General features: G+C 39.9%; 18 protein-coding genes, 1 pseudogene and 1 other annotated feature. Of the genes and pseudogenes, 3 read left to right on the top strand and 16 right to left on the bottom strand.

Annotated elements, in window-relative coordinates:
- Window positions 1-17 precede the first annotated feature (17 nt).
- From MHH52_RS16675 to MHH52_RS16710, 8 genes are all read right to left on the bottom strand, one after another.
- Window positions 18-1,052, bottom strand: coding sequence for an ROK family protein (locus MHH52_RS16675; RefSeq protein ID WP_340003672.1), 1,035 nt, complete (start codon window positions 1,050-1,052; stop codon window positions 18-20).
- Window positions 1,053-1,290: 238 nt separating this feature from the next.
- Window positions 1,291-1,941 (bottom strand): methyl-accepting chemotaxis protein, encoded by a 651-nt coding sequence (locus MHH52_RS16680; protein ID WP_340009701.1) that lies wholly within the window; start codon window positions 1,939-1,941, stop codon window positions 1,291-1,293.
- 295 nt (window positions 1,942-2,236) lie between these two features.
- Complete coding sequence (locus tag MHH52_RS16685) at window positions 2,237-2,836, bottom strand: hypothetical protein (RefSeq protein WP_340003673.1); 600 nt, start codon at window positions 2,834-2,836, stop codon at window positions 2,237-2,239.
- Between the two features lie 535 nt (window positions 2,837-3,371).
- A complete protein-coding gene (locus tag MHH52_RS16690; protein WP_340003674.1) occupies window positions 3,372-3,899 on the bottom strand; it encodes a GNAT family N-acetyltransferase in 528 nt (175 codons plus the stop codon).
- 132 nt (window positions 3,900-4,031) lie between these two features.
- Window positions 4,032-4,415, bottom strand: a complete 384-nt coding sequence (locus MHH52_RS16695) for an NIPSNAP family protein (protein WP_340003675.1) — start codon at window positions 4,413-4,415, stop codon at window positions 4,032-4,034.
- Window positions 4,416-4,465: 50 nt separating this feature from the next.
- The gene (locus MHH52_RS16700; protein WP_340009703.1) at window positions 4,466-5,239 is read right to left on the bottom strand and encodes a DeoR/GlpR family DNA-binding transcription regulator; all 774 of its coding nucleotides are present in this window, start codon (window positions 5,237-5,239) and stop codon (window positions 4,466-4,468) included.
- A 637-nt stretch (window positions 5,240-5,876) separates the two neighbouring features.
- Window positions 5,877-6,422 (bottom strand): HAD-IIIA family hydrolase, encoded by a 546-nt coding sequence (locus tag MHH52_RS16705; protein WP_340003676.1) that lies wholly within the window; start codon window positions 6,420-6,422, stop codon window positions 5,877-5,879.
- Window positions 6,423-6,604: 182 nt separating this feature from the next.
- Window positions 6,605-7,069, bottom strand: a complete 465-nt coding sequence (locus tag MHH52_RS16710) for a hypothetical protein (RefSeq protein ID WP_340003677.1) — start codon at window positions 7,067-7,069, stop codon at window positions 6,605-6,607.
- A 371-nt stretch (window positions 7,070-7,440) separates the two neighbouring features.
- Between MHH52_RS16710 and MHH52_RS16715 the strand changes: the two genes are divergently transcribed.
- On the top strand, window positions 7,441-8,154 hold the full coding sequence (locus MHH52_RS16715) for an IS110 family transposase (protein ID WP_340003678.1): 714 nt from the start codon (window positions 7,441-7,443) through the stop codon (window positions 8,152-8,154).
- Window positions 8,155-8,463: 309 nt separating this feature from the next.
- On the opposite strand, the gene MHH52_RS16720 is transcribed toward MHH52_RS16715, so the two are convergent.
- The 4 genes from MHH52_RS16720 to MHH52_RS16735 all read right to left on the bottom strand — a co-directional run bounded on the left by MHH52_RS16720 (window position 8,464) and on the right by MHH52_RS16735 (window position 11,063).
- Window positions 8,464-9,330 carry a GNAT family N-acetyltransferase gene (locus MHH52_RS16720; RefSeq protein ID WP_340003679.1) on the bottom strand — a complete coding sequence of 289 codons (867 nt, stop codon included), beginning with the start codon at window positions 9,328-9,330 and terminating at the stop codon, window positions 8,464-8,466.
- An 80-nt stretch (window positions 9,331-9,410) separates the two neighbouring features.
- Window positions 9,411-9,533 (bottom strand): hypothetical protein, encoded by a 123-nt coding sequence (locus tag MHH52_RS16725; RefSeq protein WP_340003680.1) that lies wholly within the window; start codon window positions 9,531-9,533, stop codon window positions 9,411-9,413.
- 56 nt (window positions 9,534-9,589) lie between these two features.
- Window positions 9,590-9,824, bottom strand: a binding site (T-box leader).
- A 147-nt stretch (window positions 9,825-9,971) separates the two neighbouring features.
- A complete protein-coding gene (locus MHH52_RS16730; protein ID WP_340003681.1) occupies window positions 9,972-10,505 on the bottom strand; it encodes a 2'-5' RNA ligase family protein in 534 nt (177 codons plus the stop codon).
- Between the two features lie 279 nt (window positions 10,506-10,784).
- Window positions 10,785-11,063, bottom strand: coding sequence for a hypothetical protein (locus tag MHH52_RS16735; RefSeq protein ID WP_340003682.1), 279 nt, complete (start codon window positions 11,061-11,063; stop codon window positions 10,785-10,787).
- 202 nt (window positions 11,064-11,265) lie between these two features.
- On the opposite strand from MHH52_RS16735, the gene MHH52_RS16740 reads away from it, so the two are divergent.
- Window positions 11,266-12,531: an IS110 family transposase gene (locus MHH52_RS16740; RefSeq protein ID WP_340003683.1), complete on the top strand. Its 1,266-nt coding sequence runs from the start codon at window positions 11,266-11,268 to the stop codon at window positions 12,529-12,531.
- 567 nt (window positions 12,532-13,098) lie between these two features.
- Here the strand turns inward: MHH52_RS16740 and MHH52_RS16745 are convergent.
- The 4 genes and pseudogenes from MHH52_RS16745 to MHH52_RS16760 all read right to left on the bottom strand — a co-directional run bounded on the left by MHH52_RS16745 (window position 13,099) and on the right by MHH52_RS16760 (window position 19,921).
- Window positions 13,099-15,132 carry a DUF5054 domain-containing protein gene (locus MHH52_RS16745; protein ID WP_340003684.1) on the bottom strand — a complete coding sequence of 678 codons (2,034 nt, stop codon included), beginning with the start codon at window positions 15,130-15,132 and terminating at the stop codon, window positions 13,099-13,101.
- A 710-nt stretch (window positions 15,133-15,842) separates the two neighbouring features.
- Window positions 15,843-17,144: an IS110 family transposase gene (locus MHH52_RS16750; protein WP_340003685.1), complete on the bottom strand. Its 1,302-nt coding sequence runs from the start codon at window positions 17,142-17,144 to the stop codon at window positions 15,843-15,845.
- 1,125 nt (window positions 17,145-18,269) lie between these two features.
- Window positions 18,270-18,935: a Type 1 glutamine amidotransferase-like domain-containing protein gene (locus tag MHH52_RS16755; protein WP_340003686.1), complete on the bottom strand. Its 666-nt coding sequence runs from the start codon at window positions 18,933-18,935 to the stop codon at window positions 18,270-18,272.
- 583 nt (window positions 18,936-19,518) lie between these two features.
- Window positions 19,519-19,921 (bottom strand): annotated as a pseudogene (locus MHH52_RS16760) (VOC family protein).
- Window positions 19,922-20,785: 864 nt separating this feature from the next.
- Between MHH52_RS16760 and MHH52_RS16765 the strand changes: the two are divergent.
- Window positions 20,786-21,988, top strand: coding sequence for an IS110 family transposase (locus MHH52_RS16765; protein WP_340003687.1), 1,203 nt, complete (start codon window positions 20,786-20,788; stop codon window positions 21,986-21,988).
- The last annotated feature ends 147 nt before the right edge of the window (window positions 21,989-22,135 follow it).

A 22,135-nucleotide genomic window follows, 5' to 3' on the forward strand; every position in this document is an offset into this window, starting at 1 on the left:
TTATCTCCTTAATGGTTCTAATCTATTTGTTGTGAAACTAATAAACCTAATCCAAGACTTTGTAATCCATTCAGATAATCACGCTTCAAGTCACTTACCCCTAACTCTGGAAGATGTTCCTTAGGAACGTATGTAGCAGTTCGATCTTCGATTTGATTGAGCATAGCTGGATCTAATTCATCCTCACAAAAAATAATATAATGCGGATTCAAAATAGAGGTGATTGTAGCCACTAATCGACTAATTGCATCCACTCTATGATCCAACCGCATCCTAGATCCACCAGTATTTCGAGTTAATGTTAATGCATCTATGAAATTTCTATTGTCATACTGGGGTACAAATTGAACTTCCCCTGAAAAAAACGTCTTTCCTCGAACAATTTCACCATTAACCGCTATCCCTGCTCCCGGACCATTTTTCCCTAAATACAAATACATCAGAGAAATACTTTCCTTCAAATTTCTTTGCGTCATATAGCCGATTACAGCAGCATTCATATCGTTTTCCACGATCGTCGGGATAGAGAGCTGATCTTCTATACATCTTTTCAAATCTAGATTCTGATATTTCTCATAGCCTGGGATCAGAAAAATCTTCCCATGTTTCACCGCGCCTGGAACACCAATAGCCACAGAATGAATCTTTGGATTGGCTTTTTTTTCAACTTCTATAAGCGTGACCAGTTTACTTACATCTTCCTCAAGAATACTGGGCAAATTCCCTTCTTTTATTACATCACCAATGCAATTATAGATGGTATAATTCGTTTCATTTTTTTCCAAAAAAATAGCCATCCCTAATCGATAATTCGGATTATAGGCGTATCTTATCGCCCTTCTTCCACCACTTGACTCATCAAGACCGATGATCGTTACTTCTCCGGTCTCTTCCATCTGCATTAGAAATTTACTGATCGTTGGAAAACTGTATTGTAATCTTTGACTTAACTCCGCTTTCGTAGCTCTTCCTAATTCTAATAATGCTGTTCGAATATTTCGAATAATTTCAGATTTCATTTGCTGTGAAGGAAGTCGTTTATCACTTGCCATGGCTCTCCCACCTATAGTCATACTGACTTATTAAACGTATTTAATAAGTCAGTATGACTATAGCAGGAATACTTCCTAACGACAAGATAACTTTAGGAAAATAATAGAAGAATGGAATGACAGAAATGTCGTATAACTGTCGACATAACAAAAAGAGGGGGTAGTCTCCCTCTTTAGTATTTTGCATATTCCGTTTTTGTAACTCGATTTCCGTTTCTGTAACTCTATGTATGAACATCTATCCCAATTTAAACTGATTTACTAAAGCACGCATCTCATCCGAACCCTCTTGCAGCTTGCGAGCAGATGCCGCAATGTCCTTCATGGAAGCAATCTGTTCCTCAACAGCAGTAGATACAGTCTGTGCAGCCGAAGCTGTGTTCAATGAAACCTGCTCGACCTCCATCACCGCAGCAGATATTTGTTCAGAACTTGCGTACATCTGTTGTGAGGCGGACGAGGATTCTTTTACCTGATCTACGATGGCCCGGGTGGCCTGCAAAATACGTTCAAATGCTTTACCCGTATCATCAATCGCTTGAACCCCTGCTGCGACTTCATTTTGACCTTTACTCATGGATTGATGGGCATTTCCAATGCTCAATCTAATTTCTTCAATCATCCCAGAAACTCGCTCGGCTGCTTCACTTGTCTGGCCAGCCAATTTGCGAACTTCACTAGCAACCACTGCAAATCCTCTCCCATCTTCACCTGATCGGGCAGCTTCAATTGCCGCATTAAGCGCTAACAAGTTCGTTTGCTCAGATATTCCTTTAATGGTGCTGACAATGGTGCCTATTTGTTGAGACTGCTCATTTAGACTAGTAACGGCGATCCCTAAATCTTCAAACGTCCATACTGCTACTATGGCTGGGAGAGGAAGGTCGATGAACTATGGTGCCTAGAGCCCATCCGTTAGTCTGACTCCAACGACCACGGTGCATCACAGATTGTCGCTCCCTTTTGGGAAGCACTCATGGGAGATTAATCCTTTTTTGGTTGTTGCACCAGCCTTGCCTTTTTGGTTGTTATCTATATGATATTTTTTGTGCTTAAAAGATCTAACAATCTCTATATGATTACTCAAGAGGCTCAACCTTTTTTAAAAAGTGTTATTCGAAGTCTATTTTATTATGCTCTTTTTCAGGTTTAGAGCTAATTTAATTTTCATGGGAGTTTAACTTTTAACAAAACATTGAGGTTGAAATTACATTAGGATAGTGTTCTAGAATAATTGAAAGCATACGTAGATGTCCAAATGGTTTGAATGGTAAATTCCCATCAATATGTTGTCCAAATATGACTTTTCCACCCAAAGTTTGGAATTCATCTAAAGTTATTGTTCCGGAGCATAGAAGAATAACTTCTTTACGAGTTAAGAGCATTAATGCTTTAGTCTCCATACTGGGTACTGGTTCGTCGTCTGATGATGCCAGGAAAATAGGAGTTATGCTTTGTACTGAATTCTGATGTCCCACAATCAATGGGCGTGGTTCAATGCTTGCATTTTGAAATTTATCAATAGGTTCCAACTCTATATCAATGTCAAACCTAGTATTGGGACAATAAAAAGTCATTGAAGGCGTTAAAGGAGTTATTCGCATCTGAGACTCTTCAAGAACTTCACGTTGGGCACATTCCCAAGCCGTTTCAGCCCCCTCTCTATGCCCGCCAAGTCTAACAATAGCAAGTTCCGATTGATCCACAGTCGGTCCCATCATAAATGCCATTCTTTTATTGGTTAGTACAAACGCTCCAGCTTTCTGAACAACCTGATCATTCACCCTGCCACGCCCCTCTTTTCATTTCACAGCCTCGTGCTCCATTCTACCATAATTTGGGTTGTTATTGTCCCGTTATACTGCCCGTTAGCCATACATGCAGCGCAAGCGCTGCACCACAGATGGTGAAAATGGATCGACGAATCTGTCCTTACTGCTACTATGGCTGGGAGAGGAAGGTCGATCAACTATGGTGCCTTAGATCCCATCCGTTAGTCTGACTCCAACGACCACGGTGCATCACAGATTGTCGCTCCCTTTTGGCAAGCACTCATGGGAGATTAATCCTACTCTGGTTGCTGCACCAGCCTCATTTTTTATTTTCAGCTTTGAAAGGTCTTTGGTACTTTAATTTCATAACTCTTCTCAGGCTCAGCCTTTTTTAAAAATCATTCGGCTAGGTCTAATTTATTATTGTCTTTTTTAGGTTTTTCGCGGATTAAATTTTCATGGGAGTTGAACAAATAAAAAACGGCTGCGAGAAGCAACCGCTATTCCACTATCGTTATTAGCTTAATATCCAACTGTATTCTAGTGGTTATAATTTCTTTAGCATGTGAATGTCATTAGGTTCTTTTTCAAATAATTCCGAATCAATCTCTGATGTAATAGCTGAACCATGACTAGTATAATACTTCACCGCAGATTCAGTCTCGGTAGACGATATATATAAGTACTTCGCCCCTTTTTCAATTGCTACTGTACTCAGTGATTCCATAATAAAGCTACCGATTCCTCTTCTTCGATATTCCCGTGTCACATACATAAGGTCAATCTGAAGCCTATCATTATCATAACCCCTCAACTTATGAGCTAAGACACCAAACCCGACCAATTTATCTCCGTCAAATGCTCCAAAAGCCGTACCACCGTTGGTGAGTTCATATTCATATCGGGATATTATCTCTAGATAAATATCTTCTTTCCATCTGGGACATTCATGTGGTGATTTTATTTCTTCAAGTACCCCGTTCTTTAATTTGTACTTCAATTTGATTGTTTCCGAACGGTCGATGTCACGAATTTTATAAGAATCATTAAGTATCATTTGAACAATTGAAACCATTGCAATCCCCCTTTTTTAAAAATTCACATTCACAATTATCAATTTAATGTTCGTTATCTGTAATATATTTTCCTTTTATTTCCTAAATCAGCCTGCCCGTTAGCGGAGCCGAAAGTATATAAATTTAATTCATTAGTTCTTAAGCCAAAATTGCACTTCATGATTAGTGAATTCATTCTTCATCAAAGTAGAAAATATCTGCTCGTTTTTAACCTCTAAAATACACTGCCTATAAACGTATTCTCTACCACCATTTTCTTCATACCACTTATTTATTCGATTTCTGTGTTCAATGTCCCCTCTAACAATCGTTTCTATTTCCTTGTACTTTTCATAACTGTCGTACTCCCAAATAGCGAATATTTCAGTGGTTGATTCATTACTCGGTACCATCCATCTTCCAACTAGTTGAGCCCCATGTTTAATCTGATTCGGCAAATTAGTTTCATTAAAATGTGCATTAAAAATATCAACAAACTCATTTTTTACAATGTAAAACTTCCTTCTATAAAACAAAATCGCCACATCCTTTCTAAAGTCTTAATATAACTACTCTGTGTTTTCAGTCATTTTTCCTCTAGCTGGGCTACGATCACCTTAACGCCAAGTGCTTGAATTTGTTCGACTGCCTCCGGATCTGCATCCTCATCAGTAATTAACAGATCTAAATCTTCAATCCGGCCAGCTTTCGCAAACCCTTCGTTGCCAAGAGATTGGTGCGTGGCAATTCCGATGCACCGACGGGATGCAACAGATACCGCCCGACCGAATGCCCCTACTTCAGGAGTGGCCACAAAAATCCCTTCCTCCGAGATGCCTCCTCCAGTGACGAAGCTGACATCAAACTTAAACAGACGGATAAATTCTGTCGCTAGAACGTCAGTAATATTTCCTGACGGCTTTACCCGACCACCAATTAGGTAGGTTTCAATCCATTGTCGTTCCCTTAAAGAATCGGCTACCCGCATGCTATTTGTAACGATTGTAAGTGGCATTTGTTCAGGCAGATGCTTCAATAGCACATAAGATAAAGATCCGCTTCCAATAAATACAGTATCGCTTTCCCGAATATACGATACAGCAAGCTTAGCAATCGCATTACCTTGCGGAGTTCCTTCGCCGTATCGGATTTCTGGTGGAGGTGGGGCTTGTCGAACCTTCGTGGATGGAATCGCTCCGCCGTGGGTTTTCTTGAGCAATCCCTGTTCCTCCATAATGGAGAGGTCACGCCTGATTGAATCGATGGAAACCTGGAACTTTTCCGCTAAGTCTTTGACCATTACACGTTTTTCTACATTCAATAATGCTTGGATTTTTTCCCGACGCTCTTCAGCAAACATCCCAGTGTCTTCCTTTGGCACGCATTATACCTCCTGAACATTCACTTTTCCCTTTATAACAAATCAATTATATTCATTAATATGCCGTTTTGTAAAGATTCTATTGTGAAAAACATCATTTTTATGCTGTTTTATGAAGTTTTTTTTAGTTTACAGTTCTGCTACGCAAAGATCATGTTAAATAAAAAAAGACCGTCTATGCGGTCCTTGACTTTTTTGACCTATTGATTGCACCAAATTCATTCAACTATACTGCCCGTTGGCCATACATGCAGCGCAAGCGCTGCACCACAAATAATGAAAATGGTCATCTCTGTTAATACTGCTACTATGGCTGGGAGAGGAAGGTCGATCAACTATAGTGCCTTAGAGCCCATCCGTTAGTCTGACTCCAACGACCACGGTGCATCACAGATTGTCGCTCCCTTTTGGGAAGCACTCATGGGAGATTAATCCTACTCTCGTTGCTGCACCAGCCTCATTTTTTATTTTCAGCTATGAAAGGTCTTTGGTACTTTAATTTCATAACTCTTCTCAGGCTCAGCCTTTTTTTAAAAATCATTCGGCTAGGTCTAATTTATTTTTGTCTTTTTGAGGTTTTTCGCGGATTTAATTTTCATGGGAGTTGAAAAACATTTTACTTCATGATGATCCATTTAACAGCATCTGATAAATCCTCTGCTATGTAATCTGGCACAGCTTCAAGCCATTCTCCGAAGAATTGATTACTACGATATTTAGCCATATCCTTTTCTCCCGAACCCGTCTTCACCAAAACTTTCATACATCCTGCCCTTTGAGCCGCAATCATATCCGTCCATCTATCACCAATAACAACGCAATTCTTCAACTTCAGACCATACTCTAGCGCTGCTTGAATAAGCATGTCTGGCGAGGGCTTTCGACAGGTACATCCCTCTCCATGTTGGTGTGGGCAAATAAAAGCTTTGTCAAAACCAAACGAAGTGAGTTCATCCTGGAAATCATCAAACTGCGCATCTCCACGAGATACTCCAGGTTGATTTGTAAACGAAAAGATTAGTATATCGGCATTCTTCAATGTTCTCAAAGAATCGGTAGTGAATGGAAATAATTCAAATGATCCAGGAAAAATAACTTCTTCTGAACCACCAATTGTTCCATCCCTATCAATGAAAACGGCTTGTATTTCCGAAGTTGTCATTTAACAACACCCCCCAATCCATTATATTTCATTGGATCTACAAATAATTATCATTTTTCCATCAATAAATCGGATGGCACTAAACTGCCCGTTACTTCAGCAAACAAAAAGGAGCTGCCTCCAAGCAAGCTCCTCAACTATCGTTCCCTGATAGCTTAATGAACCGATTTTTATAGATACGCTCATTCGATTATTTGAATACCAAAATGGTAACTAGCAGTATTTCTTTCTTCCCATACTGCAGAAAGAATGTATTCATAATACCCTGGCTTCAATGAAAGTTTGTAACTGTATTGATCTGGTTTACCTATCGATTCCTCACCGCCATCTGAATTGACAACGGTTAACGTAAAATTATCAGGCTTAATCGGAAACTTAATCCTGATAACCCCTCCAGAGTCTGCAACAACTGCTTTTTCTTTGATGCTTTTATTAAAAGTAGTCGGATGCGGAGGATCAGCACATACACCTACCTCTGTGTTAGTACCAAACCAACAAGATTGACCTTCGAGATACTCAATATTCTGTTCTTGTAATGTAATCGTCGGTCTTACAGGCTCATCTGGTAGTTGCTTATTATTAGAACACCCAACAATCATCAAAAAAACCATTGCTGTACACAGGAAATAAAAACTGTGTTTTCTCATGTGCTATCCCTCCTTACTTTGGTCCTTTACTTGGCGAATCTGCAATTATATTACTGCTTTAAAAAATGACGTTTAGTCGGGATAAAAGTTCCTGAATTCATTGAGCAAAACTGTCCGTTAGCCATACATGCAGCGCAAGCGCCGCACCACAGATAATGAAAATGGTTATATCCGCCAATACTGCTACTATGGCTGGGAGAGGAAGGTCGATCAACTATGGTGCCTTAGAGCCCATCCGTTAGTCTGACTCCAACGATCACGGTGCATCACAGATTGTCGCTCCCTTTTGGGAAGCACTCATGGGAGATTAATCCTACTCTGATTGTTGCACCAGCCTCTTTCTAATTTAGCCGTAGAGAGGATGCTTTAAGGTGGAAATCGTAGTTGAACGGGCATGTGGTATGGATATTTATAAGGATAATATTACCACATGTATTCTAACGTCTAACGGAAAGGAGATTCAAACGTTTTCAACTAAAACTGTGTTTCTATTACAATTAATTGACTGGATTAAACAGCATGAATGTACTCACGTTGCTATGGAAAGCACGGGTGTATTTTGGAAGCCTATTGTTAATTTACTTGAAGCCGAAGGAATTGAATTTTTAGTGGTGAATGCCCAGCATATGAAAGCTTTACCTGGACGTAAAACAGATGTCAAGGACTCAGAATCGATTGCAAAGCTTCTTCGTCATGGGCTGCTTAAAGCAAGTTTCATTCCAGATCGAAATCAACGGGAGCTTCGAGAACTTGTTCGATATCGTCGTAGTATCATTGAAGAACGGGCTAGACAACATAACCGAATTCAAAAAGTGTTAGAAGCAGCCCATTCTGTTGCAGCGTCAAAGAACTATCTCGGTGCCATGTATAGACGAACAGCAGCGCGAAAAGGAAGGAAACGAGCAGCGGTCTCTGTTGCACATGCTATGTTGAGAATAGCCTACTATCTGTTAACACGTGAAGAAATGTATTTGGACCTAGGAGAAGACTACTTTGACAAACAGAAGCAACAATCTATTGTGAAATACTCAGTTCGACGACTAGAAAACTTAGGTTATTCTGTAACTATTGCAAAAGTCTCTTAATTCATTAATATACCAATATTCCTTATTTCGGATGCTGTGACCTTCAAAAAAATGAATGGACTGCGTCTTATTTACGTTTGCCTTTTTACAATAACTGCGGATTTAATTTTCATGGGAGTTCAATACTTGAATTGAATCCGAATAATTATCAATATTGATGAATCAACAGCAATATACCGGATTACACATGTTTTACTGTTTCGGTTCACGAAAAAACGGCGGTACATCACGATAACGCGCCGCCGTATCTTTACTGTATACTATGCTCTTATTTTCTAAGGTAGTAGAAGTTCTGTCCGCATCATTCTACTATTCAAATTTTAACTGGAGCGAATCACAAATTGGCATATAGCCTATCTTTTGATAGATGCTATTAGATGTGGGATTTGCTAAGTCCGTATATAAGACGCACTTAGTAAATCCTTTATCCAATGCAAGTTGGCTTATTTGCGCCACAATTGAAGTAGCGTAACCCTTCCTGCGCTCATATGGAGGGGTATATACAAATGCCACGCCAATAGCCGTCTGCATTACCCTTGTATATCCTGCCATAGAAACGGGTATCCCGTTGTCCTCTAAAATATAGATTTTTTTCGATGCTATTCGGTAGAGGTAAGGGTCTGCATCTTGCGGGATGGACATTTCTGTTTTGCCATAACTCCCCGCTGCATAAAATGCTTCAGCCCAGTATGGGAAAAAGTGAATATCCTTTTCATCTAGCAATCGAACGATACCAACCTCTTGAATGTCTGGGTTTACTGCCGTAAGTTCATATATACGTTGGCTCATGGTTGTTTTAAAAGTTATTCCCTTGCGCAAGGTATATTCTTTGGCAAAATACTCTGCCAAGGTTTTTTCGGTTGTCACACCTGGAATTTCACGGTCTTTCAGCCCATCTATCAGACAGTTTATAGCTTCTGGGTTAATTATGTTGTCTGTTGCATAAAGCGTAATATTGTGTGGCGGTGTCATTATGGCGGTAAGTTGTATGCCCTTAGCATCCGAAATAGTTGCCATAAGCCAATTTACAGGGTCACGCCAATCTGTTTTGTCTCTTCCTTCATGCCCAATTATGATATTTCCAAGAGGAATCAAATTTTGTGCTTCATGACGCATCAGCACATCATAGGTATTAATGTAAAACTCATGCACATCCGTATACAACTTGAATTGCATTACAATGTCACCCTTTCATCTGCTCAACGTTTTTCCGGATTTTTCGAACTAATCGTTCTTTCTTACGGTTTGCTGATTTATCAAAAGTACTCCTGATCTTTAACCCTGCCTGTTGAACTGCACCATTCCCTACCCAAAGCTTCAGCATGATCAAATTCAAGTTGCCGTAATGTCAAACGTTCTGTAACCATCAATTTACTCATTCGATAACCCTCCAATTTAATAATTAATTTATGAAGACGCAAAAAAACCCCATCCCATTTGGGACGGAGTTGCTCCGCGTTACCACCCTGATTGACGTTTATAATAAACGCCCACTTAGCCATCGTCCAACAACGATGCTTCTTTGTAACGGTAGAATCCCGGGCCCATCTACTATAATTCGGGGGCCAGCTCTGAGGTGATTTTTTGATTCGGATATCCGCTGCCTCGCACCAACCGGCAGTTCCCTGAACGGCGTTTCCGTATCTACTTGTCCTCTTCATCGTATTTGGTAATTATTAATTAAGTTCAATATAAGATATTTGCAATATTCTGTCAATAACTCAAACAACAACAGCTCACATTATTAAACAATCCTGCCCGTTAGCTGAATCACTTCGTATGTTAATATTGGTTGTTATTAGATGAGTAAGTTACAATTAGTGTCCAAATTTGATATCTTCAAAAGGTACGTACTTGTTTGGTTCAATTTCTTTATATACACGCACAAATTTCACGTTAAAGGTCGGAAAGGGAACAAGAGCGTGCATCGCTGATTGCTTCATTTCTTCAATCTCTGCTTCGTTCATGCCCCAATAGGTTTGCCCCAAGGTCAAATGAGGATGGAAGCGATCCAATTCCAGGTAACGTTTGATAAGTTCAGGTGATGGTGATACCGTATCTACCAGTCGCTTGTGTAAATCATATACATCTTTCGATTCAACGCTAAGGAATGTAACGGCATTCCCAAATGATCCTGGCTCTGAGAGTGACAACTGAAAGCATTGGACCGATGAACAAGTACCCCTTACATTTTCAAGCCAGTGCATATCTTCCGTAAGCCCTCCTTGCGCTTTGACAGTAATGTGAGGCTCTACAACAGCCTGAAGACGATTACTAGCCCAACGATTACGAAATGCCGCGATTTGTTCTTTGTATTCATCAGGAGGAACAATACCTATGAAATATTGCATTTACTTCATCACATCCTATACTTTTAAACAGTACCATTCTCATTCAAATCAACTTACACTATCCAGCAGATCCTTTTACCATGTTATTTAATTTCTTCAAGTTATCCCCATTATTCTGCCCGTTAGCCATACATGTCGCACACGCGACATCACAGATTATAGAAGTAATTGCGTTCTTCCATGGGAGTTGAATAAAGGCAGCCGATCGTGTTGACTGACCGGCTGCCTTATCGTATTTGAGCTAACGTTCCTCGTTAGCTCAATGCTGTGAATACTGGTTTAATAAATAATATCGTGTTGTTCCCCGTCTTTGGGATCGTTTATAACAAACCACTGTTCTTCAACTATGTTTAGTTCCTTATTGCAGAAATCCATTGCTTCTCCTAATGTTTCATAACAATAGTCAGCATTTGCACCCTTATTTTCATGAGTTTCAAATAGAATTACATAAACACCATTCTTTGATTCATAAATCATTACTTTACTTATGTCCCCTATTGTTCTATAAGAAGAGCATACATTCTCATTTTTGCACCCCATGTGTTCTATTGGCATCATCTTACCATAACGTTATTCTGCCCAGTAGTTGAACAACAAGAGGAGCAGCTGCCGCGGCATTCTGCTCCGCTAACGTGTCCCGTTAGAATTCCTGTAAACTGAATAATTTGGAGTTTGAACAAAAAAGAGCACCTCTGTAACATGGGAGTTGGATACGGGTCTACAGCCCTTTTAATCTCACCATTTAGGAGGTCGCTCTACTATGAAGTTTAAAGCTCAAGACAAGCAAAATCAACTCATTGAAAACATTTCCTCTTTGCATCTGGTCGTCGGTGTAGATATTGCCCAGCAGACGCATGTTGCTCGCGCAGTGAGCTATCGGGGAATTGCTTTGGGATCGCCGCTTGAGTTCGGCAGCCATGACGAGGGCTTTCGCCTGTTCGGAGGCTGGGTTCAAGATCTGCTCAAGTCTTACAAGCTGAGCAAAATCATTGTGGGTATGGAGCCCACCGGACATTACTGGCTGAGCCTGGCTCGATGGCTCTCAGACCAAGGAATTGAGGCTGTTCTCGTGAATCCACATCTCGTTAAAAAGAACAAAGAAAATCGCGACAATACCCCATCCAAAAGCGACCGCAAAGACGCACTCGTCATCGCGGATATGGTCAAAAATGGCTACTATTCCCCTGTACGATTTCACCCGGAGGCCTACGAGGAGCTACGTATTCTCATGGCCAATCGGGACACGGGTACGAAACGGCTTAACAGCGCTGTTAACCAAATTCATCGCTGGGTAGATATTGTGTTCCCTGAACTTCGGCATGTCTTTAAAATTCTCACCTGCACGAGTAGCATTGCTACCTTAAGGCTGTTTCCTCTCCCGAAGGAAATTAGCCGATTAACGACTGAGCAAGTCATTGCTGGTTGGAAACAATATGTGCAGCGTCATGCGGGTTTGCGGCGGGCCGAGCAGCTTATAACGCTGGCTAAACGCAGCGTTGGTGCTTCAAAGGCGCTACAAGCCTACAAGTTACACTTGGGTCAACTGCTCGAAGAATACGACTTGGCACAGCGCCAACTTGAGCAGATTGAACACGAAGTACATCTCGTATTGGAGCGCATTCCCTATGTCCAAAAGTTACTTACCATTCGAGGTGTAAATGTAACCAGTCTAGCCGGTGTGTTAGGAGAAGCTGGTGATCTTAGTGGTTACTCACACGGAAATGCCTTGCTTCGTCATGCGGGTCTAAATTTAGCTGAAGCCAGCTCTGGGAAATGGCGTGGGAAAATGGTGCTTAGCAAGCGCGGCCGCCCGCGTCTAAGGCGTTTTCTGTATCTCATGACGATGTGTATGGTCATGACCAATCCGGATGTCAGGGCCTTGCACCACCATAACGTCGAGGTAAAGAAGTTAAAGAAAATGAAGTCCATTATGAAATTATGCGGTAAAGTTGCACGCATGCTTGTTGGCCTGGCTAAGAGCAGTGAAGCTTACGACTCCACAAAAGTCTTTCCACAAGCAGCATAACACCTGTCGACTTCACCAGTTCATGTATTCGCAGGATGAAAGAAGCACGGAGTATCGGGAGACGTTACGCAAAAGGGCTCGGACCCATTCCGTTAGAAAGACCGACCTCCACCCCTTAGTAAGATGTGACGAAGGAATGAAAGGGCATAGACCCGTTGAGACATGGGAGCGAAAATCGCTAGGGTAAAGTGGAGACGTGCATATATGGAACAATATGGGTGATGGAAACCTGACCTCTGTTCCCGCATGCCCTTTCTGATATCCCCCAGCCACCGCCTCCTCCATGTGTTCTTCACTTACACTTACCATAGGGTAAAATCCTGCGAATTCATGAGCTAGAGTGAGGATACTGAATCATTTCGAGGGAGCGTAATGACCTAGCCTGAGAATACTTTATCAAACACATCTTGAAGGAATATCGCTTAAACGGTCTAAATGTACCTAAAAAACAGTCTAGATAAGAGAATAAACTGTTTTTTTTTGATGAAGAGGCATCGGCGTATGCCCATTTCCAGTGTAATAATCGTTTACCCTGTGAACAGAGTGAATTATGTTCGCAGGAAATTTTTATCCCAACACTAACTCAAAACGAGCGAAAATATCTTCTTCATACCACATCGTGAAATTAGTTCCCCATGTTGTGTTCAATAGTGTAAACGTAAATTTATTGTTGTCTTGATGGTATTTGTTGTTATAACTTAGATTGTTATTTGTTCCGATTCCCAAAAGAGGGGCATCAATAGGTTTAATATTGATTTTTTTATCGCTACCATCGTAAATTAACTCTTCAATCATGTGTTGCAACTTATTTCCGTGACCTACCACTTCAAAAGGTGAAATAACGGTATCAATTTTACGAATCTTAGTTAAGTACGGCGAATTCAAACGTGGTGTAATGTCAAAAGAATAAATTTCTGGATAACGAATTGCATCTTTATCCTTTAATAAAAGTGCAATTTCAACTTTATCTCCAAATTGATATTTAACCTTTACAACTCTTGGAGCACCATACTCCTCCACAGCTCTTTGGCTATACTTTAAAGTTGCAATAATCGAATCATTTTCCTTAACTAATTTCACAAAATGTGGTGTGAAATTTTCATTCAATTGAATGCGTTTTTGAATTTCCATTCCTGGCTTTAAGAAGTCAATTGCCCACCAATTATGTTGTAATTCACGCAAATAGTTGCAACGTAGGTTATCATAGTCATTTTGCCCAGCAATTGTATAGCTCAGAACCCCGAGTTTGTTGTCCTGATCAAAGTAAAGTGTTCCATCCTTTTCTAAGTGGTTAATTGAACCATCGCTAGCAAACATAACTTGATACCCGTTTACCGAAATCAATTCTTCCAAACCACATTCAATACCTTGGTTTTCAAAGATATGATATGGAACTTCGATAAGTTTTTTAATGTTATTTTGATCTTTAGGCTCCAAACAAGCTATTGCACGATCAACGTTCTTGCGTTGTTCTTTCCATGAAGACTCATAAAATTTGTACGAACGATCAGTCCACTCATTATAAGTGAATTGCATTTCGCCAACAGTTGCATCTTTAACAATTCCATAAGCGTAGGTTAAATCAAGATCGGTAATTTGGTCTAAACTACGCGCTCGTTGGAAGTCTTTCTTTTCATAATTCATATAGTCACTGAAATAGCGTTTGATATCCATTCCGCAAGTATGCTCTGGAACTAACATCGCATAGAAATTAGCATCATCATTTTCTATTTTGTTATCAGACATGTAATTAGTTAAAATCCGATAATCACGAATGATTTTCGGATCAGACATCATTCCGTGAATCCATGTGTCCCCAATCTCCTCTGTAATAACTGGCAGTTGGTCACGTACTTCCCAAATTTCATTTGCAAACTGATCCATTGAAGTCATTTCAAGCTCATAGTCTGGATACTCATTCGCCATTTTTGACAAAAAGACGTTAATTTTCTCTTTTGTTCCTGGACCACTATTATCATGAGTATGCATAAACGCCAGCTTGTTATCCATGCAATCAATTCCGATTACGCCACCATAGTCGTCTGAATAAGAGACAATTATCTCACTTTCGCCATTCTTCCATAGAAATGTATCTGGAACTTCCGGAATTGAGCTCGAGCCATTTACACCAATGTGTAGGAATTTAATTCCTTGACGATATAACTCATCAACAATCCCGATAGTATGTCCTGGGACGTCAGTCATCTTTGCGCTTGTTGTTTTGTATCCATAACGAGCATCTAACTTCTTTGAGATTGAAGTCATGTAATGTAAAGTTTGAGGTGTCATAGTTTCAGATTCAAACGTACACGGGATTGCGTGCCAGCGAATGTAACCTTTCTTTATGGCGCCGTCTAGCTTTTCACAAGCTTCTTCATCCATGTTTTTGAAGTAATATTCAATAATAAAGCTACCTGTTGTCCAAACAAAGTCTTTGCCCTCTTTTCTTAAGTCTTCAGCTAAAGTGATTGCGTTTTGAATGTAATCATGGCAATACTTGTGCAATACATTTTCTGCTAAATCGGTAAAACCAATGTCAAAATGAGTTTTGTTTACCACATAGATTTTTTTCATTTCTATAATCACGCCTCTCTTAGTCATAATACGTCGTGAAATAATTGCTTTCAGGCTTTTACTCCACTTTTGTTTTTACAAGGTTCGGCCATTCCAATTCGGACTCTGAATCATGATCTCTCATAAAACACCTCTTAATAATTAATTATTGGTATTTCACTTAACATCTCCGCATATATATAATAGCTCATTCCATACGTCTAGTATTTATTTTATACGGACACATCTTTATAAAATCCTGACATTTTAATGTGTCTACCACCTGTTTCATACGATAAAATCTGATAAAACCAAATCAATCGCGAAAAAGTCATTAATACTCTAATTGAATTGTTTAATTAAACTGCCTCTATGAAGAAAGCATTAGCTCTCATTTTCTCCTGTTTTCTTAAGTTTTCATAGCATCATTGGTATTTGAGCATTTGAATACTGGAATAGGGATGAATTATTAGGATAATTTTGGATATGTGGAGAAAAAACGATCCGTATATCTTAACCACTCATATCCAAAAAGTGGCAATAGATGTAGTTATGGTCGCACTGATGGATGTCCACATATTTCATGGAGGTCTACCCTCCCAAATCTCACAGAGTCTTCGCTCTAAAATTCCTTCGTCCAACCTTACCATGATGTGGATGTCAGTTATGCTGCCCGACAGGATCTTTGTCCGTATTATAGTTGTTTTACTGACTAATCCGTGCTTCAAATGTGGTTACCTGCTACTTTACTTCAAGAATTATTCAAAAGAAACATAAGCTACTCTCGTTAGTTCTGCCATATGGGGAATATCCCTTAACATATGCTCTTCACTGAATTCATACTGCTTCTTGCCAATCGTAAACAGAATCCGTATAAGCTTATTACATATTGCGATCAGGGACTGCATTTTCTTCAAAGGATTATTTGACCGTGTTGTAAAATATTGATGTAAAGCCTTGAATGCACTATTCTTAGCGACTAAAGGCATGGCTACTCGAAAGAAAAGCGCCCTGAGTGCTTTTCTCCCTCTCTTTGTAATCTTTGTTTGTCCCTTATGCTTTCCAGACGTATTCTCCCTCAGACTCAGCCCAGCTAATTTTATGATCTGCTTAGGATGAGAGTAATAACTGAGGTCTCCTACCTCTGAAAAGAAGCCTGCAACCGTATCTCTACCAATACCCGTAATCGCTAACATTTGTTCAACACCTGGAATCTGTTCAAGTAAACCATCTATATTTGAATCCAGTTCTTCGAATCTATTATTTATGAGTTCATACTTATCTATTAACGTGCGTAACTCTAATTTAGCCATTGTCGAACCCTCAAGAATGCCAATCGAATGACTTGCTGCTTCTTTGAGTTCAGATATTCTACTGAGTCCAACCGCACGGCTAACAGCTTTTCTGAGATGCGTTAAGATCTCATGATCGGAAATCTTGCTTAATTCATGTGGTAATACATTTAGCCTTAAAAGCTGTAATGCCGACTTTCCTTCCCAGTCTTTAAATACGGTAAGAAACTCAGGGAAGAAGCGATCTAGCCAGTTGTGGATTTGTCCTTGAACCGCTTGTAGGTCAACAGATAGAAGATCTCGTATCTTTTTCGCCACTCGAAGTTCTGCGTACACTCCCTGTGGAATATTGGGTACAGCATATCTCCCATCTTTGACTAACTGTGCAATTACCCTAGCATCTTTCACATCATTTTTTGTAGGTGAATTGTCGTCTAGCTCCTTGCTCTTCTTTACATGCATCGGGTTTACTACGACAAATTGAATACGTTGTTCTTTAAGAAAGTGAGCTAGATTGAGCCAGTAGTGACCTGTTGGTTCCATTCCTACAATTACTTTTTCCATTCCTTGATCTTTCATTAGTTGTTGAATCCAACCTAGAAAGTGATTGAAATCTGAGTTCGTATTTTCAAAATGGAAAGCCTTCTTGAACTCCTGCCCTCTAAAATCCTGTGCGCGTGCAACGTGCTTGTACTTAGCGATATCTACGCCAACTATTAGCGTTTGAGAAGTAATTTGAGCTATCTTCTCATTTTGGTTATAATTCATATTATCTGCCTCCTGATATTCGAATTCGTCCCTTTTGCTGGCCAGCTTAGGACAATTCTTATGATATCAAGAGGTCTTTTATTGTTCAAACGTCATTCTTACTCATTACAGGAATGCTGCCTGTTAGCGTAATGACGCAACGTCCATATATAGCTATCTATCTTATCGAGAACAAAAAAAAGCCCATCTCAGGGATGGGCTTTGGTTTACGTTAACTGTAATTCAGCATTGCTTTGTGCAAGAAAAAACGAGAAGGACTCTTTCACTCGGTGATGATAAAAGTCATCCAGCTCGAAAGGTCTCAGATTTTTAAGAAGTCTTAGTTCAGATGTCCGGCTTATTTCTTGAGTAAGATCAGCAAGCAAGCTCCGAACGCTGGAAATCTACCATAATTGAACTCATTCGGTACGGCATGTAACATACGTACATAATCTCCACCTTCAGCAATGTGGCACCCATTTGAACATGTGCGAGCCGCAGGCGGCTTCATTCGGAAGCTCCATGAGCGTGAGCTGCAACTGCTCGATGATAACTGCATAATACTTTGTATAAACAAGTTGGATATCGGACATCATAATTATCGACGGCGCGAAGAGAGGTGTGGTTCCATTGAACCTTTTGGTGCAAAAACTACAAGAGGAATTAATCCACTCAGCATAGAGGCGGAGGTGTGTGTCAAAGACTATTCTCTGTAAACGCACATTTTAAGCAAACTCGTTGGATGGTTGTTATCAGCAGCCACTAATGAAAATGACTTAATCGGTTAATGATGAGCCTTATGAAATTGTGACCGATTGATCATTGTTACTCCATGTTTCTTTTGTCTTTAGTGTGATTTGATCGACTCAACCAATATTAGCCGCCGTCATTAGAAGGAGCTCTCAAAAGCTCCTTCTTTTTATTTATTTTTAACAAAGATCAGGTATTAGGAAGGGTGATATTAATTGAATACCAGCCCCTCACCACTGGCACGCCAGTCTAAAACTTTTTTTCTTAATCTAATAATTTATTTTCCGAGTTTATCAAGACCTAAATTTATAAATTTCAGTCATAACAAAGGGTTCCGCATATTAGTCATGTATAATATGTGGAACCCTTTATATTTAACTATCGTGTCCCGTTAGCTTAATCAGTGAAAAATTTATTAGATCTATTAGCGTGATAAAAATAAACTTGCCCCGCAGACTGCGAAAGCAGCTCATTTCTTAGATATATCCCAGAACCATCATCAATCCCATAACCAATAGAAAGATTGGTTCTCGAAAGTGCTAGTAGTAAGTTCTTTTCTTCGTTCCATTTTGAGAAATGTGCACATATCACGAAATTATTTACCAATCCGAGACCTTTTAAAAATAGCTGCTCATTTTTTCTGTTATCAACAGGTGATATCACACAAACATTTGGGCTTATTAAAGCTCCCGCTGAAAAACCCGCAATAGGAATGCCTTGTAAGTACAGTTCTTTCAACAAGTCTCCCAGTTCCGTTTCAACTATGTATTCCCTGTAAAGTTCTGTATCACCGCCACAAATAATTACTCCCGTAGATGAACGAAGCTGTTCTTTTAATTCAATTGATGGTGATGAGGTCAATTTTAAATATTCAAAATTCATTACGCCATACCGTTCTAATAAGTCTGTATATTTAGGCATGTATTCCTTCCAACCGTCTTGTTCAATAAACATTATTGCTACCTTGTTTGAGCCATTAGATGATAAATTCGCGAACTTTTCACCTAAACTTTCATTGAATGGTGCCCCTCCGCCAAATAAAAACAAGTGTTTTTCTGTCATTTATATCCCATCCCCTTCGAAACAATTATATTCCTTAGGCTAACTCCCCGATAGTTTAGCGGGAGCCGTTTAGCTAGCAGCCTGCTTACATAGAGCTCTCGTTTCCCGTTAGCCATACATGCAGCCCAAGAGCGGGCTGCACCACAGAGGATGAAAATGGATACCTCTGTCTATACTGTTTGTACGGCTGGCGAAGAAGGTCGATAAGCTATCGTGCCATAGAGCCCAACCGTTAGTCTGACTCCGACCACCACGGTGCATCACAGAATGTCGCACCCTATATGGGTAGCACTCATGGGGGATTAATCCTTTTTGGGTGTTGCACCAGCCTTGCCTTTTTGTTTGTTGTCTATATGATGTTTTTTGTGCTTAAAAGATCTAACAATCTCTATATGATTACTCAAGAGGCTCAACCTTTTTTTAAAAAGTGTTATTCTTAGTCTGTTTTATTATGCTCTTTTTCAGGTTTTGAGCTAATTTAATTTTCATGGGAGCTTAATAACTGTTATCAGAAGTCATTGCCATCATTGAACAAGCTACGCTAATTCTTTAATAGCCCTTCCCACTCATCTATGGATAATTTTCATGTAATATTCTTCAAATCCACTGGCACTTCAACATAACACATAAACTCGAGCGAGTTCCCATCTGAGTCATCAAAATATACTGAAGCATTCTCTGAATACGGGCGAACAAAAGGTACTACATTATCTCGGTTACCAAATGGAACAGGTTGAATACCCCGATCCTTTAGCCAATGAGTTGATTGCTTCAAAAATTCATAATCAACTCGAAATGCTACATGTCTAAGCGATGGATGATAAGGAGTTTTGTATTCATCACCTTCCCACAATCCAAGCCAACTTTTCTTCAATCCAGAATAAAGCAGAATCATCATCTCTCCATGCAATAGTCAAACCTAGTTTTTGGTAACTTTCTTTGGTTTATTGGGTTATAATTATTATAAGATAATCAGATGGGGTGATTTTTTGAAAAATCCTTTTAGGTATATTCTTGGAACACTCGGGGTTTTATTGGCATATACAATCGGTGCATGGCTTTACCAAAAAGGTAGCCAAGTCATATTCAACCAAACTATTTCTAATGATGAGTATAAAGGTATAGTATTTTCGACATTTTTCTTATATTTACTTATATTAGTTCCACTAATATTTCTTATTTGTTATGTAATCGACTTGAAAGTTACTCAGAAGACTTTAAAAATATTTTTGAATATTCTTGGTTCTATTTTAGTCGGATTCATATTCCCTATTTTAGTAACTGGAGGACGATTGACCTCTCCTGAAGGACAATTACTAATGTGTCTCTTCTTCCCCCCCACATTTCTGGTCGGAATACTATACAGTCTACTTTTTTTAAATGTGCTGACACGAAAAAAATCTTCGTAGGAGGGATTACCTCCTTCTTCTAACACTACCATACCTTTTGGTCCGTAAGGCGGTTCCAATGAATTGATAACGCTCTATATTTCGATGAAACAAACTTTTTAATCACTTTCGCTTCCTGATATACTCCGAGACATTCCTGTTCCTTGTCTCGAATTCGATATGATGAGAATTTAATAAGATTCAACTATTCTGCCCTTTCGTATTATGAGGTCACCAGATCTTTCTGGTCGACCTTTTTTTTGTATGGTCGTAAGATAGCGGTAGCCGGGGATCGAACGTTTCTGCCCGTGGGACTTGGATCCCGAGAGCTATTCTGTTCATCCCCCCCTACTTGTTCAACCATGGTTAGGCTGGTTGGGACGTTGATCCCGTATCACATGCGATAGTGTGGAAGACAAGAAGGTTAGGGGTTGCCGGTGAAAATACTACAGGAGTGATGTCATGAATCCAGTCATTGGTTTGGATGTGTCCAAGGGAGAGAGCCATGCACAAGCTTTTTTAGACCGTGGAGTACCTCATGGGAAGATCTTTAGATTTAATCATGATCTAGAGGGATTATCGTCTTTTCTTAATTATGTTAGAGCAGTGGAATCAGCTGCTGGGATGAGACCTTGCATTGTAATGGAGGCAACAGGTCATTATCATAGCCCTGTTGTTCAGTTTCTGGATGAGCACCAGTATCTGTACATCGTCATTAATCCGTTAATCTCATATGAAGCCAAAAAAACTAATTTAAGACGGGTCAAGACGGATGCTGCTGATACCTATCAACTTGGGGCGCTGTTCTATAAAGAAGAGTTTGAACCCCTCAAAAAACGGGGTCAGCATCTCATGAATTTACGCTATCTAACACGACAGTATGAATCCCTAACGGGTATGTATGTTCAAGCAAAACTACAATTCCAGGCCATTCTGGATCAAGTTTTTCCCGAATACCATGGCGTGTTTGGTGACCTTTATTCGAAAGTTTCACTTCGATTTCTAGCCTTACACCCGACGTCTAAAGAAGTCCTGGATATGACTGTGGAAGAGATTACAACAACGATCCAACGTCTTACTGGACGCGGCAGATCCGTCTCATGGTGTTTGGAACGCGCTCAAATCCTAGCGGCTGCAGCAAGGCGAAATCCCTTTAAGGAGACGGCTTTTCCAAGTCATTTGATCTCCATGCAGCTGCTCATCAAATTACTTCTTCAATACCAGGACCATCTATCAGACCTTGATAAATCGATAGAGACCCTGGCTGAAGAGTTACTTGAATATGATTTAATCCAATCGATACCCGGTATCGGCACGAAAATTGCTGCAACAATTTTGGCTGAGATTGGAGAAATCGATCGGTTCGATCATGCAAAGAAGCTGGTGGCCTTTGCTGGTGTTGATCCCAGTGTATTTGCTTCAGGTAAGTTTGTGGCAACCCAAAATCGAATCACGAAACATGGCTCGAGAAGGCTTCGTACAGCCCTGTATCAAGCTGTGCGCTGTGGTATTCGTAGTAATAGAAACAAGAAATTAAGAGCTTACTACGATAAAAAGCGTGCTGAAGGAAAGCTGTTCAAAGTAGCGGTAATTGCTTGTGTAAACAAACTCATCCACTGGATTTTTGCCATCTTGACTTCAAAAGAAGCATTTCGTCTAGAATGAGCAGCATGAAATAGAAAAAGATGAAATATATTCCTGTGCCGAAGGGGACGGTTATTTGTCATATCTTTTTTTAAGTATACCACTTCAGGAATCGGCCATTAATAATTAAATATTGACAAGCTATTAGCTGGAATAGTTGAATAGCGG

It is taken from the genome of Paenibacillus sp. FSL K6-0276 (assembly GCF_037977235.1).
Classification (GTDB): domain Bacteria; phylum Bacillota; class Bacilli; order Paenibacillales; family Paenibacillaceae; genus Paenibacillus_AQ.